Annotated in this window: 22 protein-coding genes and 1 pseudogene; 18 read left to right on the plus strand and 5 right to left on the minus strand. The window is 40.3% G+C overall.

What is annotated here, in order from left to right; all coding sequences use genetic code 11:
- The first annotated feature begins 3 nt into the window (after window positions 1-3).
- The 7 genes from WDC_RS01030 (at window position 4) to WDC_RS01060 (ending at window position 6613) form a co-directional block, all read left to right on the plus strand.
- On the plus strand, window positions 4-906 hold the full coding sequence (locus WDC_RS01030; protein ID WP_044009955.1) for a metal ABC transporter solute-binding protein, Zn/Mn family: 903 nt from the start codon (window positions 4-6) through the stop codon (window positions 904-906).
- Complete coding sequence (locus WDC_RS01035) at window positions 906-1598, plus strand: metal ABC transporter ATP-binding protein (protein WP_044009990.1); 693 nt, start codon at window positions 906-908, stop codon at window positions 1596-1598. The genes WDC_RS01030 and WDC_RS01035 overlap by 1 nt, the downstream gene beginning before the upstream one ends.
- Window positions 1591-2379: a metal ABC transporter permease gene (locus WDC_RS01040; RefSeq protein WP_044009956.1), complete on the plus strand. Its 789-nt coding sequence runs from the start codon at window positions 1591-1593 to the stop codon at window positions 2377-2379. The genes WDC_RS01035 and WDC_RS01040 overlap by 8 nt, the downstream gene beginning before the upstream one ends.
- Before the next feature lie 121 nt (window positions 2380-2500).
- A complete protein-coding gene (gene purR, locus WDC_RS01045; protein WP_044009957.1) occupies window positions 2501-3346 on the plus strand; it encodes a pur operon repressor in 846 nt (281 codons plus the stop codon).
- Complete coding sequence (gene glmU / locus WDC_RS01050; RefSeq protein ID WP_044009958.1) at window positions 3347-4714, plus strand: bifunctional UDP-N-acetylglucosamine diphosphorylase/glucosamine-1-phosphate N-acetyltransferase GlmU; 1368 nt, start codon at window positions 3347-3349, stop codon at window positions 4712-4714. It begins immediately after the preceding gene.
- 75 nt (window positions 4715-4789) lie between these two features.
- Window positions 4790-5770: a ribose-phosphate diphosphokinase gene (locus WDC_RS01055; protein ID WP_044009959.1), complete on the plus strand. Its 981-nt coding sequence runs from the start codon at window positions 4790-4792 to the stop codon at window positions 5768-5770.
- Window positions 5771-5929: 159 nt separating this feature from the next.
- On the plus strand, window positions 5930-6613 hold the full coding sequence (locus tag WDC_RS01060; RefSeq protein ID WP_044009960.1) for a hypothetical protein: 684 nt from the start codon (window positions 5930-5932) through the stop codon (window positions 6611-6613).
- 104 nt (window positions 6614-6717) lie between these two features.
- Here WDC_RS01060 and yidA read toward each other — a convergent pair whose 3' ends face one another.
- From yidA to WDC_RS01075, 3 genes are read right to left on the minus strand one after another with little or no spacing between them, the layout of a single operon-like run.
- Window positions 6718-7539: a sugar-phosphatase gene (gene yidA / locus WDC_RS01065; RefSeq protein WP_044009961.1), complete on the minus strand. Its 822-nt coding sequence runs from the start codon at window positions 7537-7539 to the stop codon at window positions 6718-6720.
- Window positions 7540-7548: 9 nt separating this feature from the next.
- Window positions 7549-8901, minus strand: coding sequence for an HD domain-containing protein (locus WDC_RS01070; protein WP_044009962.1), 1353 nt, complete (start codon window positions 8899-8901; stop codon window positions 7549-7551).
- A gap of 1 nt (window position 8902) precedes the next feature.
- A complete protein-coding gene (locus tag WDC_RS01075; RefSeq protein WP_044009963.1) occupies window positions 8903-9736 on the minus strand; it encodes a lipoate--protein ligase family protein in 834 nt (277 codons plus the stop codon).
- A gap of 131 nt (window positions 9737-9867) precedes the next feature.
- Here WDC_RS01075 and WDC_RS01080 point away from each other — a divergent pair, with 131 nt between their 5' ends.
- The 5 genes from WDC_RS01080 (at window position 9868) to WDC_RS01100 (ending at window position 14541) form a co-directional block, all read left to right on the plus strand.
- Window positions 9868-10311, plus strand: a complete 444-nt coding sequence (locus WDC_RS01080; protein ID WP_052497760.1) for a DUF1934 domain-containing protein — start codon at window positions 9868-9870, stop codon at window positions 10309-10311.
- A gap of 45 nt (window positions 10312-10356) precedes the next feature.
- Window positions 10357-10950 carry a DNA-directed RNA polymerase subunit delta gene (gene rpoE / locus WDC_RS01085; protein WP_318238865.1) on the plus strand — a complete coding sequence of 198 codons (594 nt, stop codon included), beginning with the start codon at window positions 10357-10359 and terminating at the stop codon, window positions 10948-10950.
- 179 nt (window positions 10951-11129) lie between these two features.
- A complete protein-coding gene (locus WDC_RS01090; protein ID WP_044009965.1) occupies window positions 11130-12728 on the plus strand; it encodes a CTP synthase in 1599 nt (532 codons plus the stop codon).
- 185 nt (window positions 12729-12913) lie between these two features.
- Window positions 12914-14194: a UDP-N-acetylglucosamine 1-carboxyvinyltransferase gene (locus WDC_RS01095; RefSeq protein ID WP_044009966.1), complete on the plus strand. Its 1281-nt coding sequence runs from the start codon at window positions 12914-12916 to the stop codon at window positions 14192-14194.
- A gap of 98 nt (window positions 14195-14292) precedes the next feature.
- Entirely contained in the window at window positions 14293-14541 is a 249-nt protein-coding gene (locus tag WDC_RS01100) for a type B 50S ribosomal protein L31 (RefSeq protein WP_044009967.1), read from the plus strand.
- A gap of 77 nt (window positions 14542-14618) precedes the next feature.
- Here the strand turns inward: WDC_RS01100 and WDC_RS01105 are convergent.
- Window positions 14619-15847 (minus strand): annotated as a pseudogene (locus tag WDC_RS01105) (MFS transporter).
- A gap of 115 nt (window positions 15848-15962) precedes the next feature.
- On the opposite strand from WDC_RS01105, the gene WDC_RS01110 reads away from it, so the two are divergent.
- The gene (locus WDC_RS01110) at window positions 15963-16673 is read left to right on the plus strand and encodes a class A sortase (RefSeq protein WP_044009968.1); all 711 of its coding nucleotides are present in this window, start codon (window positions 15963-15965) and stop codon (window positions 16671-16673) included.
- Here the strand turns inward: WDC_RS01110 and WDC_RS01115 are convergent.
- Window positions 16670-17137: a low molecular weight protein-tyrosine-phosphatase gene (locus tag WDC_RS01115; protein ID WP_044009969.1), complete on the minus strand. Its 468-nt coding sequence runs from the start codon at window positions 17135-17137 to the stop codon at window positions 16670-16672. The genes WDC_RS01110 and WDC_RS01115 overlap by 4 nt on opposite strands.
- A gap of 117 nt (window positions 17138-17254) precedes the next feature.
- On the opposite strand from WDC_RS01115, the gene WDC_RS01120 reads away from it, so the two are divergent.
- The 5 genes from WDC_RS01120 (at window position 17255) to acpS (ending at window position 22478) form a co-directional block, all read left to right on the plus strand.
- A complete protein-coding gene (locus WDC_RS01120) occupies window positions 17255-17818 on the plus strand; it encodes a LemA family protein (protein WP_044009970.1) in 564 nt (187 codons plus the stop codon).
- A gap of 21 nt (window positions 17819-17839) precedes the next feature.
- Window positions 17840-18739, plus strand: coding sequence for a zinc metalloprotease HtpX (gene htpX, locus WDC_RS01125; RefSeq protein WP_044009971.1), 900 nt, complete (start codon window positions 17840-17842; stop codon window positions 18737-18739).
- A gap of 192 nt (window positions 18740-18931) precedes the next feature.
- Complete coding sequence (locus tag WDC_RS01130) at window positions 18932-20308, plus strand: UDP-N-acetylmuramoyl-tripeptide--D-alanyl-D-alanine ligase (RefSeq protein ID WP_044009972.1); 1377 nt, start codon at window positions 18932-18934, stop codon at window positions 20306-20308.
- 137 nt (window positions 20309-20445) lie between these two features.
- Window positions 20446-21984, plus strand: coding sequence for a DEAD/DEAH box helicase (locus tag WDC_RS01135; RefSeq protein ID WP_044009973.1), 1539 nt, complete (start codon window positions 20446-20448; stop codon window positions 21982-21984).
- Between the two features lie 134 nt (window positions 21985-22118).
- Window positions 22119-22478 (plus strand): holo-ACP synthase, encoded by a 360-nt coding sequence (gene acpS / locus WDC_RS01140; RefSeq protein WP_044009974.1) that lies wholly within the window; start codon window positions 22119-22121, stop codon window positions 22476-22478.

Below are 22478 nucleotides of genomic sequence, written 5' to 3' on the forward strand. Positions count from 1 at the left end.
CACATGCAGCGTAAAATAAAGTTAATTCTGGTAGCTATCTGCGGTAGCTTTTTGTTAGTCCTGGGCGGCTGTCAAACACAGACCAAGCAGGCAAATCAAAAACCAATTAGAATCGTTAGCAGTATCGATTTTTATGGCGATGTTGCTAAACAAGTGGCAGGTAAATATGGTCAGGTAAATTCTGTGATTCAAAGCTCGGCGGTTGATCCACATGATTTTGAGCCTACCACTAAAAATGCAAAAATGGTGTCAAAGGCAAATATGGTTATTCAAAACGGTGCTGGCTATGATCAGTGGATGAGCAAGCTAGTTGGCGCCAATGATAAAAAAATTATTGATTTGAGAGTTAGCGAGGATTTACTTCATATAAGCTCGGAAAGTAATGAACATGTGTGGTATAAGCCAAGCACGATGCCTAAACTAGCAACTAAATTAGCTCAGCAATTTAGCAAGTTAGATCCAAGCCATGCCACGTATTATCAAAAAAATGCTACTAAGTATCGCCAATCGTTGGCACCATTAAACAAGATAATCAGTACCTTGAAGCGCAATGTAGATCAGAAAAATAAATTGGTCGACGTCAGCGAGCCGGTCTTTAATTACGCGCTAACTAATTTAGGTTATCAGATTAATAATGAGCACTTTGCCAAGGCAATTGAGGATGGTAACGATCCAGCACCTGCTGACATTGCTAAAATGCAAGCAGATATTAAGCAACACAAGATTGCATTTTTAGTGGTTAACACGCAAGAAAGTGATCACGTGATTGATAACATGATCAAGCTAGCTCGCAAACATAATGTGCCAATTTTGAAAGTAACGGAATCGTTGCCAAAGGGGTTGAACTACGAACAATGGATGGCGAAACAGTATCGACAATTAAGGAAAATCCAACAGGGGATGTAATTATTAACGAAATTTTGACAATTAAACATTTGGCATTATCATATGGGGCCAAATCAGTTATTAAAGATTTGAACTTTTCACTGCAGAAGGGATCGTTTACGGTTATTTTAGGTGAGAATGGCGTTGGTAAAACAACGTTGGTGCGTTCGCTCCTAGGTCAGTTGACACCTAAAGCAGGTTCAATTAATTTTTTTAATCAGGAACGGGATATCAAATTGGGCTATGTCCCACAATTTAGGAATCTTGATGAGGAATATCCGCTGACCATTAGAGAATTTGTGGCGTTAAATTTATATCACGGATGGATGCCTTGGTTAAATGCGACTGAAAAAAAACGAGTTGATCGGGCAATCAAGCAGACAAACTTAGTCGCGATTCAAGATCGGCCGTTAGGTCAAGCTTCGGGTGGTGAAAAGCAACGTGCTTATCTAGCCCAAGCACTGATTGAACATCCCAATTTATTGATTTTAGATGAGTCAACGGCCAGCTTAGATGTCGGGATGAAGTATGAATTGCTGGCGTTGGTGGCGCAACTACAGGAGCAACAGCAATTAAGCGTGTTATTTGTGACTCATGATTTACCGTTAGCGCGTCAGTTTGCCGATCACTTTTTATTGATGGAACATGATCGTTATCAAACGGGAACAATGGACCAATTAAAGGTGTCAAGAGTGGGGGAAGCACATGTTTAGTTTTGATTTTATGCGGCATGCTTTTATGGCCGGGACGTTTATTGGATTAATTTGTGGCATCATTGGTGTCTTCGTCATCGCTCGGAGTATGTCCTTTTTGACCCATACTTTGTCAGAAATTGGCTTTGCGGGAGCGGCGTTTGGTGTTTTTGCCGGCTGGGCTGCCATCAACGGTATGTTGTTATTTACCATTGTCAGTTCAGTAATTGTGGGTCAGATGAGTGTTAAAGAATCTCGCCGTGAATCGGCAATTACAGCAGTATCAGCATTATTCATTGGTTTAGGAATTTTATTTTTATCACTATCAAATCAAAACGCTAGTTCGGCTACCAGTATTTTATTTGGGAGCGTGATTGGGATTAGCTTGGCTGAAGTCTGGCAAATTATTATGTTATCAGTTGTTGTATTGATTGTTATCTTTCTTTTTTACCGATCATTAAAGTTTGATTCATTTGATGCGGTTGGGGCACGGGTTAATGGGGTTAAATCAAATTTAATTTCAGTAATCTTTTTAGTGCTTCTTGCCTTGAGTGTCAGTGTCGCCGCTCAAATTGTTGGGTCGTTGTTAATTTTTATTTTGCTCACGCTGCCAGCGGCTAGCGCCAAGTATTATGTACATAGCGTTGCAAAAATGATGGCGTTGTCGGTTGTCTTTGCCCTTGTGGGGACTTGGTGTGGCCTCTATTTAGGTTATTTGACCAATTGGCCAGTCAGTTTTTTTATTGCTGCATTGGAAGTTTTAATATATTGTGGTGCCTTGGTGCATGCTAAACGAGCATAGACTAAGGCTTTTTTATTACCTGGATTGATTTTTGAAATATTTTTGGCTGAAATGAATAAAACCCGAACAATTATGTTATTATTTTTAAGGAAGAAAAAATGACGATGAAGAGGTAACGGTGATGAAAGTCAAACGAAGCAACCGGGTTGTAGATATGACCAGATACCTACTTGAACGGCCACGAACGCTCATATCTTTGAAATTTTTCGCACAGCGTTATGATTCTGCGAAGTCTTCAATTAGCGAAGATCTTGGTATCTTAAAGCAAACTTTTCAGGAGCGGGGCACGGGGATTTTAGAAACAATTCCCGGAGCAACTGGTGGTGTGCGTTTTATCCCTTACATTTTACGTGAGGAAGCACAGGAATTTATTGATAGTATTGTTGACGAGGTCAATGATGAAAGTCGACTTTTACCTGGCGGATATGTATATTTATCAGACTTACTTAGTCGACCAGATATTTTACGTCAGGTTGGCCGATTAATTGCGACCCAGTATCTGAATCAAGATGTTAACGTAGTAATGACTGTTGCTACTAAAGGAATTCCAATTGCACAAAGCGTTGCTAACTACCTTAATGTTCCATTTGTCATTGTGCGCAATGATTCGCATATTACTGAGGGCTCCACAGTTAGTGTCAATTATGTTTCTGGTTCATCCAAACGAATTGAGAAAATGGAGTTGTCTCGTCGCAGCCTCCAACAAGGTGCTCGGGTACTAGTAGTGGATGATTTCATGAAGGGTGGCGGCACGCTGAACGGCATGGCGTCACTAATCAAAGAATTTGATGCCACTTTGATTGGAATGACGGTCTTTGCAGAAGGCGAATTTAGTGGCGATCGATTGGTTAAACAATACACGTCACTGATCAAGGTGAATGCAGTAAATCCGAACGATCAGACAATTGAAGCTCAACCTGGTAATTATTTATCAACAGTGTTTGGCACGGAAATGGGGAATAAATAAATGGCAACACGTAATACAATCATTTTGGCAGCTGGTAAGGGAACTCGAATGAAATCCAAACTTTACAAAGTTCTCCATCAAGTATGTGGCAAGGCGATGGTTGACCACGTATTAACACAAATTGAAAAAAATAAAATGGACAATGTGGTCACAGTAGTAGGCTACGGAGCACAGGACGTTGAAGAAGCACTTGGCGATCGGACTAAATATGTGCTCCAAAAGCAACAGTTAGGAACAGGTCATGCTGTACTGCAGACAGAAGATTTGCTTGGTAATCTAGATGGAGAAACACTGATTGTTAGCGGTGATACACCATTATTTACAGCAGAAACTTTGGCGCACTTGTTAGAATATCACGAAGCAAAGCAGGCAGCGGCCACTGTTCTGACATCGATTGCCCCTGATCCAACTGGTTACGGCAGAATTGTCCGCAATGAAATTGGAATCGTTGAAAAAATTGTGGAGCAAAAGGACGCGAGTGCCAAGGAACAAGCAATCTCAGAAATTAACACAGGTGTCTATTGTTTTGATAACAAAACATTGTTTGATGCCTTACATCTACTCACCAATGACAATGCGCAAGGAGAATATTATTTAACCGATGTGATTGGTATTTTAAAACAGCGTGGTGATATTGTTGCGGCTTACCAGATGGATGATTTTGATGAATCCATGGGTGTTAATGATCGTATTGCACTAGCTAAGGCCAACCAAGTGATGCGTAACCGAATTAATACACAATTGATGAAAAGTGGGGTGACCCTACTTGATCCCGAAAATACGTATATTGATGCCGATGTTAAAATTGGCTCAGATACTGTGGTTGAAGGCGGTGTTTCAATTAAAGGAAACACCACGATCGGTTCTGATTGCTTTATTGGTGCTCATTCAGAAATTATTGATTCTGTCATTCATGACAGCGTTAAGGTACTGGCTTCATACATTGAAAAATCAGAAATGCATACTGGCAGTGATATTGGCCCATATAGTCATTTGCGACCGGAAGCAGAGATTGGTGAACGAGCCCACCTAGGTAATTTTGTGGAAATTAAGAAGTCACTGATTGGCAACGGCACTAAAGTGGGACATTTAACCTATGTTGGGGATGCCACCCTTGGTGAAAATATCAATGTCGGTTGTGGAGTCGTATTTGTCAATTATGATGGCACGGCTAAGCATCATACTAACGTTGGTAATCATGCTTTTATTGGTAGTAATTCAAATTTAATTGCACCACTAGAAATAGCTGAAGATTCGTTTATTGCTGCGGGTTCGACGATCACGGATGGCACTGAAAAGTTTGATATGGCCATTGCACGAGCTCGGCAAGTAAACAAACCTGGATATGCCAAAAAATTACCCTGGTGATTGCGGCAGCAAACTTGCATTTTGATGACTAAATCCATATTATTAAATCATAAAGTATGATCATCGGAGGGCCTAATGGAACAATATTTTGATCCCAAATTAAAGATTTTTGCACTTAACTCAAATTTGCCATTAGCTAAAAAAATAGCTGATACGGTTGGGGTTGAATTGGGCAAACTATCTGTTGACCGGTTTAGCGATGGTGAAATCCGGATTAACATTGAAGAAAGTATTCGCGGGGATAATGTTTACGTTATTCAATCGACATCTGCACCTGTCAACGATAATTTGATGGAATTGTTGATTATGATCGATGCACTGCGGCGGGCTAGCGCCAATACCATTAACGTTGTGATTCCATATTATGGGTATGCGCGGCAAGACCGCAAGGCACGCTCGCGTGAGCCGATCACGGCAAAGTTAGTGGCCAATATGCTTGAAAAGGCTGGCGCAACCAGGATTGTGGCACTGGATTTACATGCAGCTCAAATTCAAGGATTTTTTGATATTCCGTTAGATCATTTAATGGGGGCACCATTATTAGCTGATTATTTCATTAATCATGGCATTGCCGACAATGCAGTTGTGGTTTCACCAGATCATGGTGGGGTGACGCGTGCGCGTGCTTTAGCAGAATTTTTGAAAGCACCAATTGCCATCATTGATAAACGGCGACCGAAAGCCAATGTGGCTGAAGTTATGAATATTATTGGAAATGTTGCAGGTAAACGTTGTATCTTGATTGATGATATGATCGATACAGCGGGCACAATTACGTTAGGCTCACAAGCGTTGATTGATGCTGGTGCCACAGAAGTATATGCATCATGTACTCATCCAGTGTTATCAGATCCAGCGATCGAGTTACTGGAACAATCACCAATTAAGCAGGTGGTCGTGACCGATTCAATTAATCTACCCGTTGAAAAACGAATTGATAAGTTGGTTCAGGTTTCAGTTGGTCCTTTAATGGGCGCTGCAATCAAACGAATCAATGAAAATCGTCCGGTCAGCCCACTTTTTAAGAATCGGTTTCGTGCTGATGAAGCACTGTAATTAATCAAATTTTGCCAAGTAATCAGTTTTATTGCTGATTACTTTTTTGATCTGGTACAAGTTATTAAATATTACAAAAGTATTACAAAAAAATGGGGCTGAGAGCTTTATTTTATCCGGATCATGATATAATGAGATTCGTTAAGGGAGGATATATGTATGCAAAAATCTGTGATTAGTAAAAAAATCATGCTGGGTACGTTAACGTTGTTGTCAATTGGGGTTTTGGCAGGCTGTGGTAGTAAAAATACCTCCAATAATGCCAGCTCGAGTAGCTCGTCTGTTGCCAAAGTTAGTGCGGCAACTAAAGCTTATAATGCAGCCAACAAATTAATCAAGGCTGGAAAGTATCAGCAAGCGTTGAATAAACTGCAAGCTGCCACGCACCAAACAAGTAAAATTAAAGGTTTAATTGCCAATCTCAAGACGCTCATTGCTGCAAAGGAAGACTATGGTAATAGTAACTATGCAGATGCTCAAAGTGGCATTGCTACTCTCAAGAGTAACGAATCTGCTTCCAGCACAGAGCTAAAGCAAGAGGCTGCTACCTTAGCCACTAAAGTAACACAAGCCCAAAAAATGCAAAGTTCATCGTCTAGTTCAGCGGTGGCTTCCAGTGGTAGTAGTAGCACAGCCTCTTCGACAGCTGATAGTGTTATTCCTAATTTTGCCAAGGCGGCTGGTTATTATGGCAAATCAGGCTATCAGTTTGATGTAACTGGTCAAACGGGTTCAACGTATACAATCGAAGTACGTCAAAATAATCAGGCAGGTGATGTTGCCAATTTGGTCGGAATTTATCAGTATAATTCAACCACTGGTGGGGTCACCAAGACGTTTTAAGGTGTGACAAGATTGTCCATGTTTAAAAAATATTCGAAAAATAAATAGAGGCTGTCGCAAAAATGTAGTTTTACGGCAGCCTCTATTTTTTTGTTTGATAAATACTATAAATTTAGGGCGAATTTTCTAATCGCGGCAGCGACACCATTTTCTGTATTTGATAACGTGATTTCATTGGCACTTGCCTTAATCTCAGGGATAGCATTACCCATGGCAACCCCTAACCCAGCGTACTCAATCATGGTGAGGTCGTTGCCTTGGTCACCGACGGCCATCACTTCAGCTGGGGTTAGCTGTAATTGCTTGCTCAGTTCGTTCAAAGCGTTCCCCTTGCTGGCATTTCGATTCATAAATTCCAGAAAATAGGGCTCACTTCTGACAACCTGAAAGCGATCTTTTATTGCAGTTGGAATTAGATTTTCCTGCTCAATTCGATCAATAATAGCTGGTTCGTCAATCATCATGCCTTCAGAAATAGACATTGATGCGGTCATTTCTTCCACCTCACGATACCGAACTGGAAGTCTGACAACGTAAGATTCACCAATTGTGTACGGACTTAAATTTTTATTGGCAGTGTAAATATATTGATCCGTTTCGCAATGGAAATGGACGCCAATTTTACGACTCAGTGCCTCTAAATCGATGTAATCAGCGAAATTGAGAGTGTGTCGAATTAAGACGTTGCCATTGGTTGACTGTGCTAATGAACCGTTGAAAGTGATAACATAACTATCATCTTGGGCATCAAGCCCCAACTGCTTAAGATATGAATGGGCGCCAGTTAACGGCCGACCGGTGCAAAGGACGACTTTAATATTTGCCTGCGTTGCTTGCGTTACAGCATCAATTGTTTCTTGGGTTAACTCGTCTTTTTCGTTTAATAAAGTGCCGTCAATATCAAGTGCGATTAATTTGATTGCCATTGTAATCTCCTAGTGGTGGTTGATAATGTGATTATTATTGATGTAATGCTGAAATTCTTCGTAAATGGGTTCAAATATTTCGATACTTTGGTTACGCGATAGCATTTCTTGTGGAAAGAAAAAACGTTGATCACCGGCGGTTTTGCCAGAAACTGCTGCCACCAGTGTGCTCAACTGAGATAATTCAACCAGATCTCCATTTGGCTGCATTAATTCAATTTGCGTTTGCGATTTAGCTACTTGTGGATTGTACGTGTCGTATGGCAGATTATAACTGTCGTTAACTGCAGTGTAATAATCTTGATTGAAACCAGCAGTTTGAATTAAATCACGTAATTTAGGTAATAACGATTCAGTATCGACTGAGTAGATGACTGATTTAAGTGGGCGCCGATCCAAAAAACGTGCTGCCAGATCAGACAAAATTTTATCCGAATTATTGCGCCACTGGGCAAAATAGGTAGTCAGTACACCGTCATCTAATGCCAGATACTGTTTTAGGTTGAACGAATGGTTGAAAAACGGTAATAACATGAATGGAGTGGCACTATCATCAGGTTGGTCATTTTTATATAAGACGTTGGCCCGTTTAAGCAAGTGCTCTAAGATCGCTTCCATTGCTCGTGAGACTGGATGAAAATAGATTTGAAGATACATTTGAAAGCGACTTAAAATGTAGTCTTCGACGGCGTGCATCCCAGAAATTTCAAATGTGATTCCGTTTTTGTATGGCCGCATCACTCGCAAAATTCGTTCCAAATCGAATTTACCGTAATTGGTGCCGGTGTAGTAGGCGTCCCGTTGTAAATAATCCATGCGATCAGCGTCAATCTGGCTGGAAATTAGTTGAACAACCTGTTGATTGGGATACGTGTGGTCAATCACACTGGCGACTTGCTTGGGAAAATCAGGAGAAACTCGTTTCAGTATTTTGTTGATATTTGTGTCTGGCGAGGTAATGATCTGGGTTGTAATTTGTTCGTGGTTAGTGTGGAAAATGTGTTCAAACGTATGAGAATACGGGCCATGACCAATATCGTGTAACAGAGCGGCGCATAACGCTACCGGGCGTTGATTGTCATTCCACAGGCCATCATCGGGTCGTTTGGAAGGATAGTTTCGTTGAAATAAATTGCAAATTCTACGCGTAATTTCATACACGCCAAGACTGTGACCAAAGCGCGTATGTTCTGCACCATGGAAAATCAGCGAAGTCGTTCCTAATTGCTTAATGCGACGTAGCCGTTGAAATTCCGGTGTATCAATTAGATCCAAAATGATTTTATTTTCAACATAAATATAGTTATGCACGGGATCACGGAAAACTTTTTCCTTAGTTAACTCTTCATCAGCGAAACTCATATTATTCACGACCTTTCAATTTAGTTTGGCGTTGGTGCATTTGGCCGGTTTCATAATCTAAGTAAGTTTGAAATTCTGGCTGCTGCATTGTTTGCTGTAATGTTAGGGACCCGGTCACAATGTTTTGTTTTTTTAGCACTGTCAAAATTCTATTTTTAGCCGCTGTCACAGAAAGTGGTTGATTCAACAAATCCTCTAGATTAACCATTGTTTCTGGCCAAACCTCTGGAAAATTCCACTTATTTTCGTCATCCTTTAAACCATGTTGGTAAAAATTAGCAACAAGTTGACCACGGGCATTTTGGTCGCCAGTAATACTTAAATACAGCATAATGACGACACCATTTTGATTCCGGCGTTGTGACATACCGCCAATTTTTTGACCATTAACGCTCAAATCAAATTTGCCAGGGCAATAAGAATGTTCGATTTCAAAGGCGTTTAAATTGAGTTCTGGGAAGGCATCATTAATTAAATCGGTCATTTCTTGATATGATTCGTCGACACTAATGGCTTCGTTTACTTGTGGTAAGAATAAGGAAACGTTTAAAATGCCCTCGTTACTAATCACGGCTAAGCCACCAGAATTGCGAATGAAATAATGGTAATTTGCTCGTTGAAGCACGGCTAATGCGGTGGCTAAATGCGGTAGCCGTTGGTCGGCTAAACCTAAAATCAAGGTTTGTTCTAGCGTCCAAAAATGAATAATCGGATAATCAATATGAGCCAGTAAGCGCAGCAAAGCATTGGTGTACGCAAAGGAAGCAACATTATCGGTGGGTTGAAAATGTTGGTCAAGCACTTCAATATGGTGATAATCAATTGTATTTTTCATTTAACTCTTCTTTTCATAATAAAGACTACTCTGATGTTATTATACAAAAAAGATGAGGCAAAGTCATAAAAGTAGGCAAATCAACACGATTTTAGGTAATAATCTGGTAAAATATCAATGGAACAAAAAAAGTGCAAAGATTGAAGGTGACGCCGATCGGTAATCAAATAGCGGTTGCAGTCAAGCTGCAGACCAGTATCCTGCAAAATGATGAAACAGAACAATTTAAATTTAATGAAACTGGTCAGTTAGTACAAATGAAAGATGTATATTATTTGCGTTACCAAGAAGGAGCACAAAAAATTCCAGTGACATTTAAATTTGATCAAAGTGGGACTGTATTGCTAACTAGAAATGCTAGTAACCGGACACGGTTTTGTTTCCAGGCCAACCATACTTTTGCAACACATTATCAAAGTGAATATGGTTTAATTAAGATGGATGTCAAAACAATTCGTTTGTTACAAGAAACTGATTTTACCGCGGGTCACGGAAAAGTGGCAATCGATTATGAGCTCTGGGCGCAAGCTCAATTGATCGGTAAGTATCAAATAAGATTGCAATTTAGCAAATAACATTGTATTATGTAGGTTAGACTTTTTGAAGGGATGTGCACCAATTTGGATTTAAAAGTTTTTAAGGGCCAAGACAAATCAGAGCTTTCAATGATTGAAGTCGCACACGCCATTTTAGCACAACATGGTGATGCTATGGCTTTTGTTGATCTGGCAAATGAAGTTCAACAGTATTTAGGTAAAAGCGACGAGGAAATCAGAGAACGGCTGTCTCAATTTTATACTGATTTAAACGTCGACGGCAGTTTTATCTCCCTTGGTGACAATACATGGGGCCTGCGGGCATGGTATCCATTCGAATCAATTAATGAGGCAACGATTCATGAAGACGAAGAGGACCAACCAAAGCGTAAGAAGCGCAAGAAAGTTAATGCTTTTCTGGTTGACGCCGGTGATGACGATGATGTTATTGACTACGATGATGATGATCCTGAGGATCAAGATTTGACTGGCGACGAAGACGATGATGATAGCTTTGACAAAGATGATGACTTTGATGACAGTGATGATACTGAAAATCCAGACGTTGAAGATGATGTGCCAGAAGACGGGATTGAAGGCCAATTAGCAGAATTGGCTGACGATGAAGACTTTGGTACTAATGATGATGACGAAGATGATGATGAGGATGACAATTAGTAAATTTTTTGCTTGACGAGTTTCGTTAAACCTTGTATCATCTATTTTGGGCTCCCAACTACTAATTGGGACATCTTAGTTCAGATAAAATGCTCCCTATTCAAGTGAATAGGGATTTTTTTGTTTTTTGGATTAGAAATGCACTGTGGCCTTCAAATTTTCCCAAAAGGAGTTAAACAATGACAAAATATATTTTTGTAACTGGTGGTGTTGTTTCATCACTTGGAAAAGGAATCGTAGCAGCCTCACTTGGCCGGCTATTGAAAAATCGAGGTTTGAAGATCACAATTCAAAAATTCGATCCGTACATCAATGTTGATCCTGGCACGATGAGTCCATATCAACATGGAGAAGTTTTTGTCACTGATGATGGCACAGAAACAGATTTAGACTTGGGCCATTATGAACGGTTCATTGATATTAATTTAAACAAGTATTCAAATGTTACAACTGGGAAAATTTATTCAGAAGTGCTACAAAAAGAACGACATGGCGATTATTTGGGTGCAACAGTTCAAGTAATTCCACATATCACCGATGCAATTAAGGCTAAAATTTTGCGTGCTGGTACTAGTACCGACGCTGATATTGTTATCACAGAAATTGGTGGAACAGTTGGCGATATTGAATCATTGCCATTTATGGAAGCACTACGCCAGATGAAAAGTGATGTCGGGGCTGAGAATGTTTTATATATTCACACAACTTTAATTCCAATTTTACATGCGGCCGGGGAAATGAAGACTAAACCAACACAACATAGTGTGAAGGAACTCCGAGGACTTGGTATTCAGCCCAATATTTTGGTCGTTCGGACTGAAAAAGCAATTACGGAAGATATGCGTAAAAAGATTGCCCTATTTTGTGACGTAGCACCAGAAGCGGTAATTGAATCGCGCGACGTTGATGTTTTATATCAAATTCCATTGAATTTGCAAAAACAGCATATGGATCAAATTGTTTGTGACCAATTGCATGTGACTGCGCCACAGGCTAATATGGCTGAGTGGAGCCAGATGGTTGATCAGATTCGCCATTTGAGTAAAACAATTAAAATTGCGATGGTGGGTAAGTATACAGATTTGCAAGATGCTTATATTTCGGTAAACGAAGCGCTGCGGCATGCTGGGTATCCAGTTGATGCGCATGTTGAAATTAATCATCTGAATTCCGAAGATGTAACTGCGGACAATGTGGCAAAATTGTTGCAGGATGCTGATGGTATTTTAGTTCCTGGTGGCTTTGGTACCCGTGGCATCGAAGGCAAAATTACTGCCATTCAATACGCCCGTGAGCACGACGTTCCTTACCTAGGCATTTGCCTAGGAATGCAAATGGCGTGCGTCGAATTTGCCCGCCACGTTGTCGGCTTGCAGGATGCCAACTCAGCTGAGATCGATCCGCATACACCTGATAACATTATTGACTTAATGCCAGATCAAAAGGACGTTGAAGACTTAGGTGGCACGCAAAGACTAGGCTCGTTTCCGTGCAAGCTTGTTCCAGGAACAGTTGCGGCGGCAGCATATGATAATGAAAAATTAATTCATGAACGTCATCGGCACCGCTTTGAATTTAATAATAAATTTAAAGAGCAATTGGCTGGCCATGGAATGGTATTTTCAGGAATGTCACCTGACGATCGGTTGGTGGAAATAATCGAACTACCAAAGCAAAAATTCTTTGTCGCAGCACAATACCATCCTGAATTCTTGTCACGACCAAATCGACCAGAGGGACTTTTTAAAGCGTTCATCCAAGCAGCAAGTGAAAAATAAAACAAGAAAAATTATTTTATTTGGTTAAAATATATTATTTACGAGAATAAATTGGTGTCACGATAAAATTTATGATAATAAATTAAACGAATCGACTGAAACGGTTGTAATTCAGTACAGATTTCTTTATTATTACAGGTGATTGTTTTAAACAATGAACTAGTTTTATAGTGAGGAAATTAATAATGAAAAGTATGATCATTCAAGGGGGAAACCGACTTTCGGGCGAGATCACGATTGGCGGTGCCAAAAATAGTACGGTTGCTCTAATCCCGGCTGCTATTCTGGCTGATACCCCTGTACAATTTGATACGGTGCCAGATATTTTGGATGTTCATAACTTAATGATCATTTTGGAATCAATGAACGTGCACTCGAATTTTACCCATGGTGTTTTGGATATTGACCCAACTCAAATTATCGAAAGTAAGTTGCCGAGTAAAGCAATTAAAAGTTTACGGGCCTCTTATTATTTTATGGGCGCTTTGCTTGGCCGCTTTCATCGGGCTGTCTTGACCTTTCCAGGTGGTGACAATATTGGCCCACGTCCCATCGATCAGCATATTAAAGCCTTCAAAGCGATGGGGGCAAAGGTAGTTGAGGATCATGGAACTGTCAATATTACTGCTGAAAACGGGCTTCATGGTGCTAGAATTTTTATGGACATGGTATCAGTCGGCGCAACGATTAACAGTATTTTAGCTGCTGTTCGTGCTGAAGGGACAACCATTATTGAAAATGCCGCACGTGAACCTGAGATTATTGATGTGGCCACGTTCTTAAACAATATGGGCGCTAAAATTAGAGGCGTCGGGACTGATGTTATTCGAGTCGAAGGGGTAGATTCTTTACGTTCGATGAACACCCACACGATTATCCCTGATCGGATTGAAGCGGGAACTTATTTATCATTAGCCGCTGCTGTGGGTGATGGAATTACACTTCATAACATCATTCCTGAACATTTGGAATCATTTACAAGCAAATTGATTGAAATGGGAGTGCAACTTGAAATTGGTGAGGATAGTATTTTTGTTCCTCACAGCGGCCCACTACAGGCGATCAATATCAAAACACTACCGTTTCCAGGCTTCGCTACTGATTTACAGCAACCAATTACGCCACTGCTGGCTTGTGCACGAGGTGTTAGTGTGATTGTTGATACAATTTATCCGCAGCGAATTAAACATATTCCAGAACTCCAGAAGATGGGACTGGAAGTTTCCACGCAAAAAGATGTGATCTTAGTTGAACACACCAGACAATTACATGGCGCAAAAGTTCAAGCTGGTGAAATTCGTGCCGGGGCATCTCTGATGATTGCCGGATTAATGGCTGAAGGCCAGACAGTTATTTCACACGCGGATAATATTTTGCGTGGCTATGATAGAATTGTCTGGAAACTTAATCGGCTCAAGGCTAATGTTCACATTGAAGATGAATCTGGCGTCGAAGTTACAGAATAATGTGTTGCGAAAAATAGCGATTCATGGTAATCTATTGTGGTTAACGATAAATAACTATGTTTCAGTCAATGATTCATGGCAAAGGAGCGTATTAAACTATGAAACAAGGAATTCATCCAGATTATCACTTGGTTGTGTTTGAAGATTCATCGACAGGCTTCAAGTTTGTCTCTGGTTCGACAGCCACTTCTAAGGAAACAGTTAAATGGGAAGATGGTAACGAATATCCATTAATCCGGGTTGAAGTTACATCAGATTCACATCCATTCTATACTGGTAAGCAAAAGTTTACCCAGGCCGATGGTGCCGTGGATCGTTTCAACAAAAAATATGGTCTCAAAAACTAATTATGTTGAAATTAAAAAAGAGTTTAACGGTATGTTTAATACCGCTAAACTCTTTTTTTGTTTGGATGAATTATTGATTAATTTGTCTTGGCTTTATTGGCTACGTTGACTCTAAATAATAAAAAGTTTGCAAAAACTAGTAACGCGGTGGATAAAAAGACACCGCCATAGTCGAACCAACCTGAAACAAAGGCACCAATTAGTGGACCGATAACGTTACCAACTGCCTGAAAACTCTGGTTCCAACTAAAAACACGCCCAGTAACCATCACAGGAGTGTTCTTAGCTAACAGGGTTTGAACCTGTGGAATCATTGTTGCATCCGAAATGCCGACCAAAAATCTTAAAATTCCCAATTGCCAGACGTTAGTGACAAACGCGGTTGGGATGAAGAAACAAATTGCTAGGATAAAGCCGATTGATAAAATTCGCTCGGTTCCGACTCTGTCACCCAAAGCACCTAATGTTGGTGCAGCTGCCATGGTGGCAATCCCTGGAATGGCGGCAATAATCCACTGACAAAAGTGACGTTACCGGTATGGTGCATTAATTCGCGCACATACAACGAAATAATTGGTGTGATGGAATTGTTGGATGCCTGAATAATTAGAGTGGTGAGGAGCATGCCAAATATCATTTGTGGATCCTTTAGTACCTTTAACACACCACGGGTACTAAACAAATCCTTGCTTTTGGCTGGCTTGAAGTCTGTTTCGTGGACAAATAGTAAACTCATGACAAAAACGATTCCAAGCAAACCACCGGTAATGAAGAATGTAATGCGATAACTAAAAATGGAAGCAAGCGTACCACCAAGCAGTGGACCAAGTAAATTGCCACCGGTTGTTCCGGCCATCAAAGTGCCTAATGCACGCCCACTTTTTTCCTTAGGCGTTTCAGTTGCAATTAGGGCGTTAGCATTGCTAATATAACCGGAGAAGATTCCTTGGATAAATCGTAATGCCATTAGTTGCCAAACATTAGTTACTAATCCCATTAATGCCAAGACAATTGCCATCCCAGCTGATGCACGGAGAATCATTATTTTTCGGCCATGGCGATCAGCTAATTTTCCCCATAGTGGCGAAACAATTGCTGTTACTAGATAGGTAACGGCAAATACCAATCCTGAGTAAAAGTTGAGTTCACTTTTGGTGAAGGTTCCTAATGTGTCGACATATAGTGACATAAATGGCATAATTTCTGAGAAGGCCATTCCTGCCATGAAAACACTGAACCATAAAACAATCAGATTCTTTTCCCAGGTTGCTCGGGGACGAAACATTTTTTGCTTGATTGTTTTCATGAAACCAAGCTCTCCTTTCATTTATTTTCAATTGCGGTATACTCGTATTTGAAATAATTCATATTATGTATAGTACCACTCATCAACTATTAACCAGCTTATTTTGGAGGAAAAAATGAAAAAAAAGCAAGATGGAAAAGTTAAACGTTGGCTCATCCGAATTGGATTTACACTATTAATTCTAATCTCACTTGGGTTAATTTTTAATGAGCAAATTAAAAACTATTTAGTTGGGTCTTATAGTCCGACAATTAGTAAAAAGAGCGTTGCCGAAAACGAAAAAAAGAAAGCCAATTTTAATTTTTCTAAAGTTAAATCGCTGGATTTTCAAACGGTGGCTAAAGCCCGTGCTAGTAAACAAAAGATTAATATCATTGGGTCAATTACGATCCCTGGCGCCAAAGTCAATTTACCAATTGCCAAAGGTGTTGATAATGTTACATTAGCACTAGCTGCAGGTACGTTACGATCGGACATGAAAATGGGCGAGGGCAATTATGCCGTTGCTGCTCATAATATGCACCATAACCGTAAAATTCTTTTTACGCCGCTGTATAAAAAAGCCAAGGTTGGACAAAAGATTTATTTGTCAGATTTGAAGTACATTTACGAATATAAGACTTACAAGCGCGTTTTTATCAAGGCAACGCGAGTTGATGTGGTTAAAAACACACCTGGTAAGAAAATTGTTACGTTGATTACTTGTGATGCAACTGGAACCAATCGATTAATGGTGCGCGGCAAGTTTGTCAAAAAAATGAAGTTTAAAAAAGCACCTAAAAAGGTGCAAAAAGAAGTTAGTGCTAAATTTAATAACAACTATTAATCACCGAGTTGTTGCTTTAAATAAGTTAACCAGGCTGGTAATGCTTGAGCTAGACTATCGTACGTTTCTTGAAAACGATGTGTGTACCAAGGGTCAGGAATTGCCTGCCCTTTTTTTGTTGGAATCATATCGAAAATCGCATAAATTTTGTGTTGTGCCGCCGCTGGGGCCCGGTGCTTTACATCTGCTAAATTCATATCATCCATACAAATAATGTAATCAGCGTGTTTGAAATCGGCCAATGTGAGTGGTCGTGAAATTAAATTATCAAACGGTAAACCGTATTTTGATAATATCTGCCGTGTGCCAGGGTGCGCCGGATTACCTTGTTCTTCACTGCTTGTGCCGGCAGAATCAATCTTAATTTGGTCCGTCAAACCAGCATCGTTAACCATTTTTGTAAACATTGATTCAGCCATTGGTGAACGACAAATATTGCCAAGACAGACAAACAATATATTCATAATAATAAACACCTTTCAAACTCTTTATTTTTTGTTAATACAAGTAATATCGCTTTCATCACTAAGTGTAATAGGGTACCATTGATAGTAACTAATATAAGAAACGAGGAAATTAAAATGTGGACAACAATTATTGTAATTGTCATTATCGTGTTATTAATCGCCATCTATGCTGGAATTTATAACGGACTTGTCCGTGCCCGGACGCATACGCAAGAATCATGGAGCCAAATTGACGTGCAGCTAAAGCGGCGAAATGATTTGATTCCTAACTTACTAGAAACTGTTAAAGGTTATGGTAAGTATGAAGCCGGAACCTTGGAAAAGGTGGTTGCACTGCGCAACCAGTTAACCCAAATTCCTGCAGATGATCACCAACAAACAATGGAAGTTTCCAATCAACTATCGCAATCGCTTAAAAGTATTTTTGCACTATCAGAAAACTATCCAGACTTAAAGGCGAGTCAAGAATATACCAAGTTGATGGAAGAACTTACTAATACAGAAAATAAAATTGCCTACTCGCGCCAATTATTCAACTCAACAGCTGCCAATTTGAATATGAAGATTCAATCGTTTCCAACTAACATTGTAGCGAAACTACAACACTTTGTGCAAATAGATTACCTTCAAGTACCTGAAGAAGAGAAAGCTGTTCCAAAAGTTTCTTTTGATAACTAATTTTGATGAGGTGAAGAATAAATGCTTTATCAGCAAATTGCACAAAATAAACGGCGAACAGTTTATGTCATGATCGGCTTTTTATTACTAGTGCTCGCAATTGGAGCAGCCATTGGTTACGTTTTTTATGACAGCTATATTGCCGGTATTTTGATGGCCACCGTAATTGGTGTGATATATATGATCATGATGATTTCACGTTCAACCTCGGTCATCATGAGCATGAATCATGGTCATGAAATTAAAAATGAAGATGAAGCTCCTGAATTGTGGCACGTGGTTGAAGATATGGCATTAGTTGCTCAGGTGCCGATGCCTCGGGTTTTTATTATTGATGATGCCAGTCCAAATGCTTTTGCGACTGGCAATAATCCTGAACATGCGGCAGTAGCTGCTACGAGTGGAATTTTGAAACAGCTAAATCGCGAAGAGTTGGAAGGTGTCATTGGTCATGAAATGACACACGTGCGAAACTATGACATCCGGCTATCCACGATTGCGTTGGCTTTATCTGCCGTGGTTGCGATGTTGGTCAATATTGGGATGCATTCGTTTTGGTGGGGTGGTGGCCGTCGCTCTCGTAATGATAGTGAGGGCGGTGGGTATATTCAAATTATCCTGATGGTTTTTTCAATATTGATTGTGATTTTAGGGCCGTTGGCGGCATCGATTGCCCAGATGGCATTGTCACGGAACCGAGAATATTTAGCGGATGCAGGTAGTGTGGAGTTAACTCGTAATCCACAGGGCTTGATTTCAGCGCTAAAGAAGATTTCAACGGCGCAACCGATGAAGGAAGCTGATCCAAGTAGTGCAGCGCTATATATAAGTGATCCAATGAAAAAGAAGAAGTCATTTGCCCACTTGTTCGATACCCATCCACCAATGGCAGATCGAATTGAACGACTAGAAAAAATATAAGTTTAAATTTTGGCTTCAACAAGGTCCTCACGTGTTAGTATCGTGCGGACCTTTTTGTGTGAAAGCAAAATTAGGCCCCTTGGGGTGCAGAATCGTGGTATATTCTTACTATTCATGTGTCGATCCATGCTATAATAGGTGAGTTGTAAGCAGGGTAATTATTACCCTTACAAGAAAGAGGAGCAGCATTTTATGAAAATGAAATTAGCAGAGGTAGCTAAAGCAATCTCTGTCGAAAATGACATCAGTAAATGGCAAGACGTTGAAATTTCCAGCGTCGCGTTTGATAGTCGCCAGATTGCTAATGGGGCATTGTTTGTGCCGTTAAGCGGTCAACAAGACGGTCATAAGTTCGTACAAGATGCATTTGCTCATGGCGCTAGTGCCACACTTTGGGCCAGTGATCATGCAGCCGAAGAAAATAATCATCCCGTTTTAGTAGTCAAAGATCCCTTAACTGCGTTGCAAGAACTCGGTAAATATTATTTAGGAAAAATTAATCCCAAGGTGATCGCAGTGACTGGTAGTAATGGTAAAACAACTACTAAAGACATGATTGCTTCTATCTTGAGTACTCAAATGAACGTCACTAAAACATACGAAAATTTCAATAATCAAATTGGTGTGCCAGTGACTTTGCTCAATATGGAATCCAACACTGAGGCAGTGGTGGTTGAAATGGGCATGGATCACTTCAGTGAGCTCGATTTTCTGACTAACATGGTTCATCCGGACATTGCGGTGATTACTATGATTGGTGAAGCTCACATTGAGTTTTTTGGAACGCGCGATAAAATTGCAGATGCAAAGATGGAAATTACACATGGTTTGCAAGAAGATGGTACGTTTGTTTTCAATGGCGATGAACCGTTGCTCACACAACGTGCCAGTCAAGTTGACCAAGAACAACGAACGTTTGGTCGTCAGTTGGAAAATGATCTCTATGCCACCAGTGTCAATTTAACTAGCCATGAAATTAAATTTACGACTAACATGTGGCCAGAGACTGAATTTACCATTCCAATGATGGGGGAATATAACGTCAATAATGCATTGGCTGCACTCAGCGTGGCATATTTGATGCGCATAGAACCAGGACACGTGCAATCTGGATTAGAACACGTTGAGTTAACCCAAAATCGAACTGCATGGCTGCAGGGCCAGGCAGGCGAACAAATACTAAGCGATGTGTATAATTCTAATCCGACAGCGGCCAAACAAGTGTTACATGCATTTGCACGAACAGAAGTTACCGGACAAAGAGTTGCTGTTTTGGGTGATATGCTGGAATTAGGGGATGCGGCACCAGAATTGCACGCATCTTTGGCAACGGAATTAGATCCAAGCAAGATTCAATCAGTTTATTTAATCGGTCCCCACATGCGTGCATTGCGAGACAAATTAGCAGACAAATATCCGGCTGAAGCATTACATTATTACTCGATCGAGCAAAAAGAAACAATGACCAGTGAGGTACAAGCAATGCTCACCAAAGATGATGTTGTTTTATTAAAGGGTAGTCATGGGATTCATCTAGAGACTGTCTTGGCCAGCCTACAAAAAAGTTAACCACGCATTATAGTTGCGGTTTGCAAATAAAACTAGTATACTGGCAAGGTTGTATATTTTTAACTTTAGTTATTGATCGGTTTGGGCAACGGATTTTGTCTTGATGAATAACTCGTAACTAACAGGAGGAAACATATTTGAATTTTAGCGAATTAGGCTTATCAGAAAGCCTATTAAAAGCAGTTAAGCGTAGCGGCTATGAGGAAGCAACTCCCATTCAAGCTGAAACGATTCCAATGGTGCTGAAAGGCCAAGATGTAATTGGTCAGGCTCAAACTGGAACAGGAAAGACAGCAGCATTTGGGTTACCCATTATTGAACATGTGGATACAAGTAATCCTGAGATTCAAGCACTTATCATTTCACCAACTCGTGAATTAGCCATTCAAACTCAAGAGGAATTATATCGTTTGGGTAAAGATAAGAAAGCTAAAGTGCAAGTGGTTTACGGTGGTGCAGATATTCGCCGCCAAATTAATAATTTAAAAAATCACCCACAAATCTTGGTTGGGACGCCTGGTCGATTGTTAGACCACATTAATCGGCGTACCGTTAAATTGGGTCATATCAAAACATTGGTTTTGGATGAAGCTGATGAAATGCTTAATATGGGATTTTTAGATGATATCGAATCAATCCTTAAACAAACACCGGATACTCGGCAAACATTGCTCTTTTCTGCAACGATGCCAACGGCCATTAAAAAAATTGGGGTTCAGTTTATGACTGACCCACAACAAGTCAAGATCAAAGCTAAGGAATTAACAACGGAACTAATCGATCAGTACTATGTCCGTTCACGTGATTTCGAAAAATTTGATACAATGACGCGTTTGATTGATGTACAAGATCCGGATTTAACCATTGTGTTTGGGCGGACAAAACGCCGTGTTGACGAATTAGCTAAGGGCCTTGAAGCCCGCGGATACAATGCTGCCGGGATTCACGGTGACTTAACTCAACAACGACGAACTCAGATTATGAATCGATTTAAGGCCGGGAAATTGGATATTTTAGTTGCAACTGATGTGGCTGCTCGTGGCCTTGATATTTCAGGCGTAACGCACGTGTACAACTACGATATTCCACAAGATCCTGACAGTTATGTCCATCGCATTGGCCGTACAGGTCGAGCCGGACATCATGGAGTGTCATTAACATTTGTGACACCAAATGAAATGGACTACTTGCGTGAAATTGAGAAATTAACCAAGGTGCGCATGTTACCATTGAAGCCACCAACACAAGAAGAAGCATTTAAGGGACAACTTGCGAATGCCTTGAGTGAAGTGGAAAATTTAATTTCTTCGACTGATACAGATAAGTTTTCAGCACAAGCTGAAGAATTGTTGAATCAACATGAACCAGTTGAACTAGTGGCAGCGTTACTAAATGACATCACTAAAAATGATGCCAGTGCCACTCCGGTTAAAATTACGCCAGAACGACCATTACCAAGCCACAAGCATGGTGGCAATGGTGGTGGACGTCGTAGCGGTGGCCGCAGTCGCAACAGCGGTCATGGTGGTGGCTATCGGGGTAACTCAAATCACCATCGTGGTGGAGGGTATCACAGCGATAGTCGCGGTGGCGGTAACCACTCAGGCAACCGGTCCAACAGTCATTCTGGCGGACACTCAAGTCGCCATTCATACAGTATCCACAAAAAAGATTAATTATCAAAAGATTGAGCAAATTGCTCAATCTTTTTTATTATGGAAATTGGAACAACAAAGAGATTAATTGAACGTCGTGAGTGGATTTGCTATAATTAGTATTCTTACAAGTCGGATAAAAAGAAGGTTTTATTATGATCTTTGGAACGGGCATCGATCTCACTGAAATTAAACGAATTGATCAAATGCAGACCAAACACCCTCATTTTGTCGAAAAAGTTCTGACAAAAAAGGAATTTTTGCAATATGATCAATTGACTGGCCAAAATAGAAGAGAGTTTTTGGCAGGTCGATTTTCTTTAAAAGAAGCTTTCTCGAAGGCTTATGGTACTGGGATCGGGGCAAAACTAGCTTTTCATGATATTGAAATTTTGAATAATTCAGTTGGGCGGCCAATGGTCACACAGTCAATTTTTCCTGGCATTGCACATGTGTCTGTTTCGCATACAAACGATTTAGTGATTACTCAAGTAATTCTAGAAAAGGAGCCTTGA

The sequence above is a fragment of the Paucilactobacillus wasatchensis genome (genome assembly GCF_000876205.1).
In the GTDB taxonomy this organism is placed as follows: domain Bacteria; phylum Bacillota; class Bacilli; order Lactobacillales; family Lactobacillaceae; genus Paucilactobacillus; species Paucilactobacillus wasatchensis.

Coding starts and splice junctions, on each gene's coding strand:
- WDC_RS01130 (WP_044009972.1), top strand. CDS start 18,932: ATGAAAATGAAATTAGCAGAGGTAGCTAAAGCAATCTCTGTCGAAAAT.
- WDC_RS01120 (WP_044009970.1), top strand. CDS start 17,255: ATGTGGACAACAATTATTGTAATTGTCATTATCGTGTTATTAATCGCC.
- WDC_RS01040 (WP_044009956.1), top strand. CDS start 1,591: ATGTTTAGTTTTGATTTTATGCGGCATGCTTTTATGGCCGGGACGTTT.
- WDC_RS01070 (WP_044009962.1), bottom strand. CDS start 8,901: ATGAGTTTCGCTGATGAAGAGTTAACTAAGGAAAAAGTTTTCCGTGAT.
- WDC_RS01060 (WP_044009960.1), top strand. CDS start 5,930: ATGCAAAAATCTGTGATTAGTAAAAAAATCATGCTGGGTACGTTAACG.
- purR (WP_044009957.1), top strand. CDS start 2,501: ATGAAAGTCAAACGAAGCAACCGGGTTGTAGATATGACCAGATACCTA.
- yidA (WP_044009961.1), bottom strand. CDS start 7,539: ATGGCAATCAAATTAATCGCACTTGATATTGACGGCACTTTATTAAAC.
- acpS (WP_044009974.1), top strand. CDS start 22,119: ATGATCTTTGGAACGGGCATCGATCTCACTGAAATTAAACGAATTGAT.
- WDC_RS01115 (WP_044009969.1), bottom strand. CDS start 17,137: ATGAATATATTGTTTGTCTGTCTTGGCAATATTTGTCGTTCACCAATG.
- WDC_RS01075 (WP_044009963.1), bottom strand. CDS start 9,736: ATGAAAAATACAATTGATTATCACCATATTGAAGTGCTTGACCAACAT.
- htpX (WP_044009971.1), top strand. CDS start 17,840: ATGCTTTATCAGCAAATTGCACAAAATAAACGGCGAACAGTTTATGTC.
- WDC_RS01055 (WP_044009959.1), top strand. CDS start 4,790: ATGGAACAATATTTTGATCCCAAATTAAAGATTTTTGCACTTAACTCA.
- WDC_RS01095 (WP_044009966.1), top strand. CDS start 12,914: ATGAAAAGTATGATCATTCAAGGGGGAAACCGACTTTCGGGCGAGATC.
- glmU (WP_044009958.1), top strand. CDS start 3,347: ATGGCAACACGTAATACAATCATTTTGGCAGCTGGTAAGGGAACTCGA.
- WDC_RS01030 (WP_044009955.1), top strand. CDS start 4: ATGCAGCGTAAAATAAAGTTAATTCTGGTAGCTATCTGCGGTAGCTTT.
- WDC_RS01110 (WP_044009968.1), top strand. CDS start 15,963: ATGAAAAAAAAGCAAGATGGAAAAGTTAAACGTTGGCTCATCCGAATT.
- WDC_RS01100 (WP_044009967.1), top strand. CDS start 14,293: ATGAAACAAGGAATTCATCCAGATTATCACTTGGTTGTGTTTGAAGAT.
- WDC_RS01090 (WP_044009965.1), top strand. CDS start 11,130: ATGACAAAATATATTTTTGTAACTGGTGGTGTTGTTTCATCACTTGGA.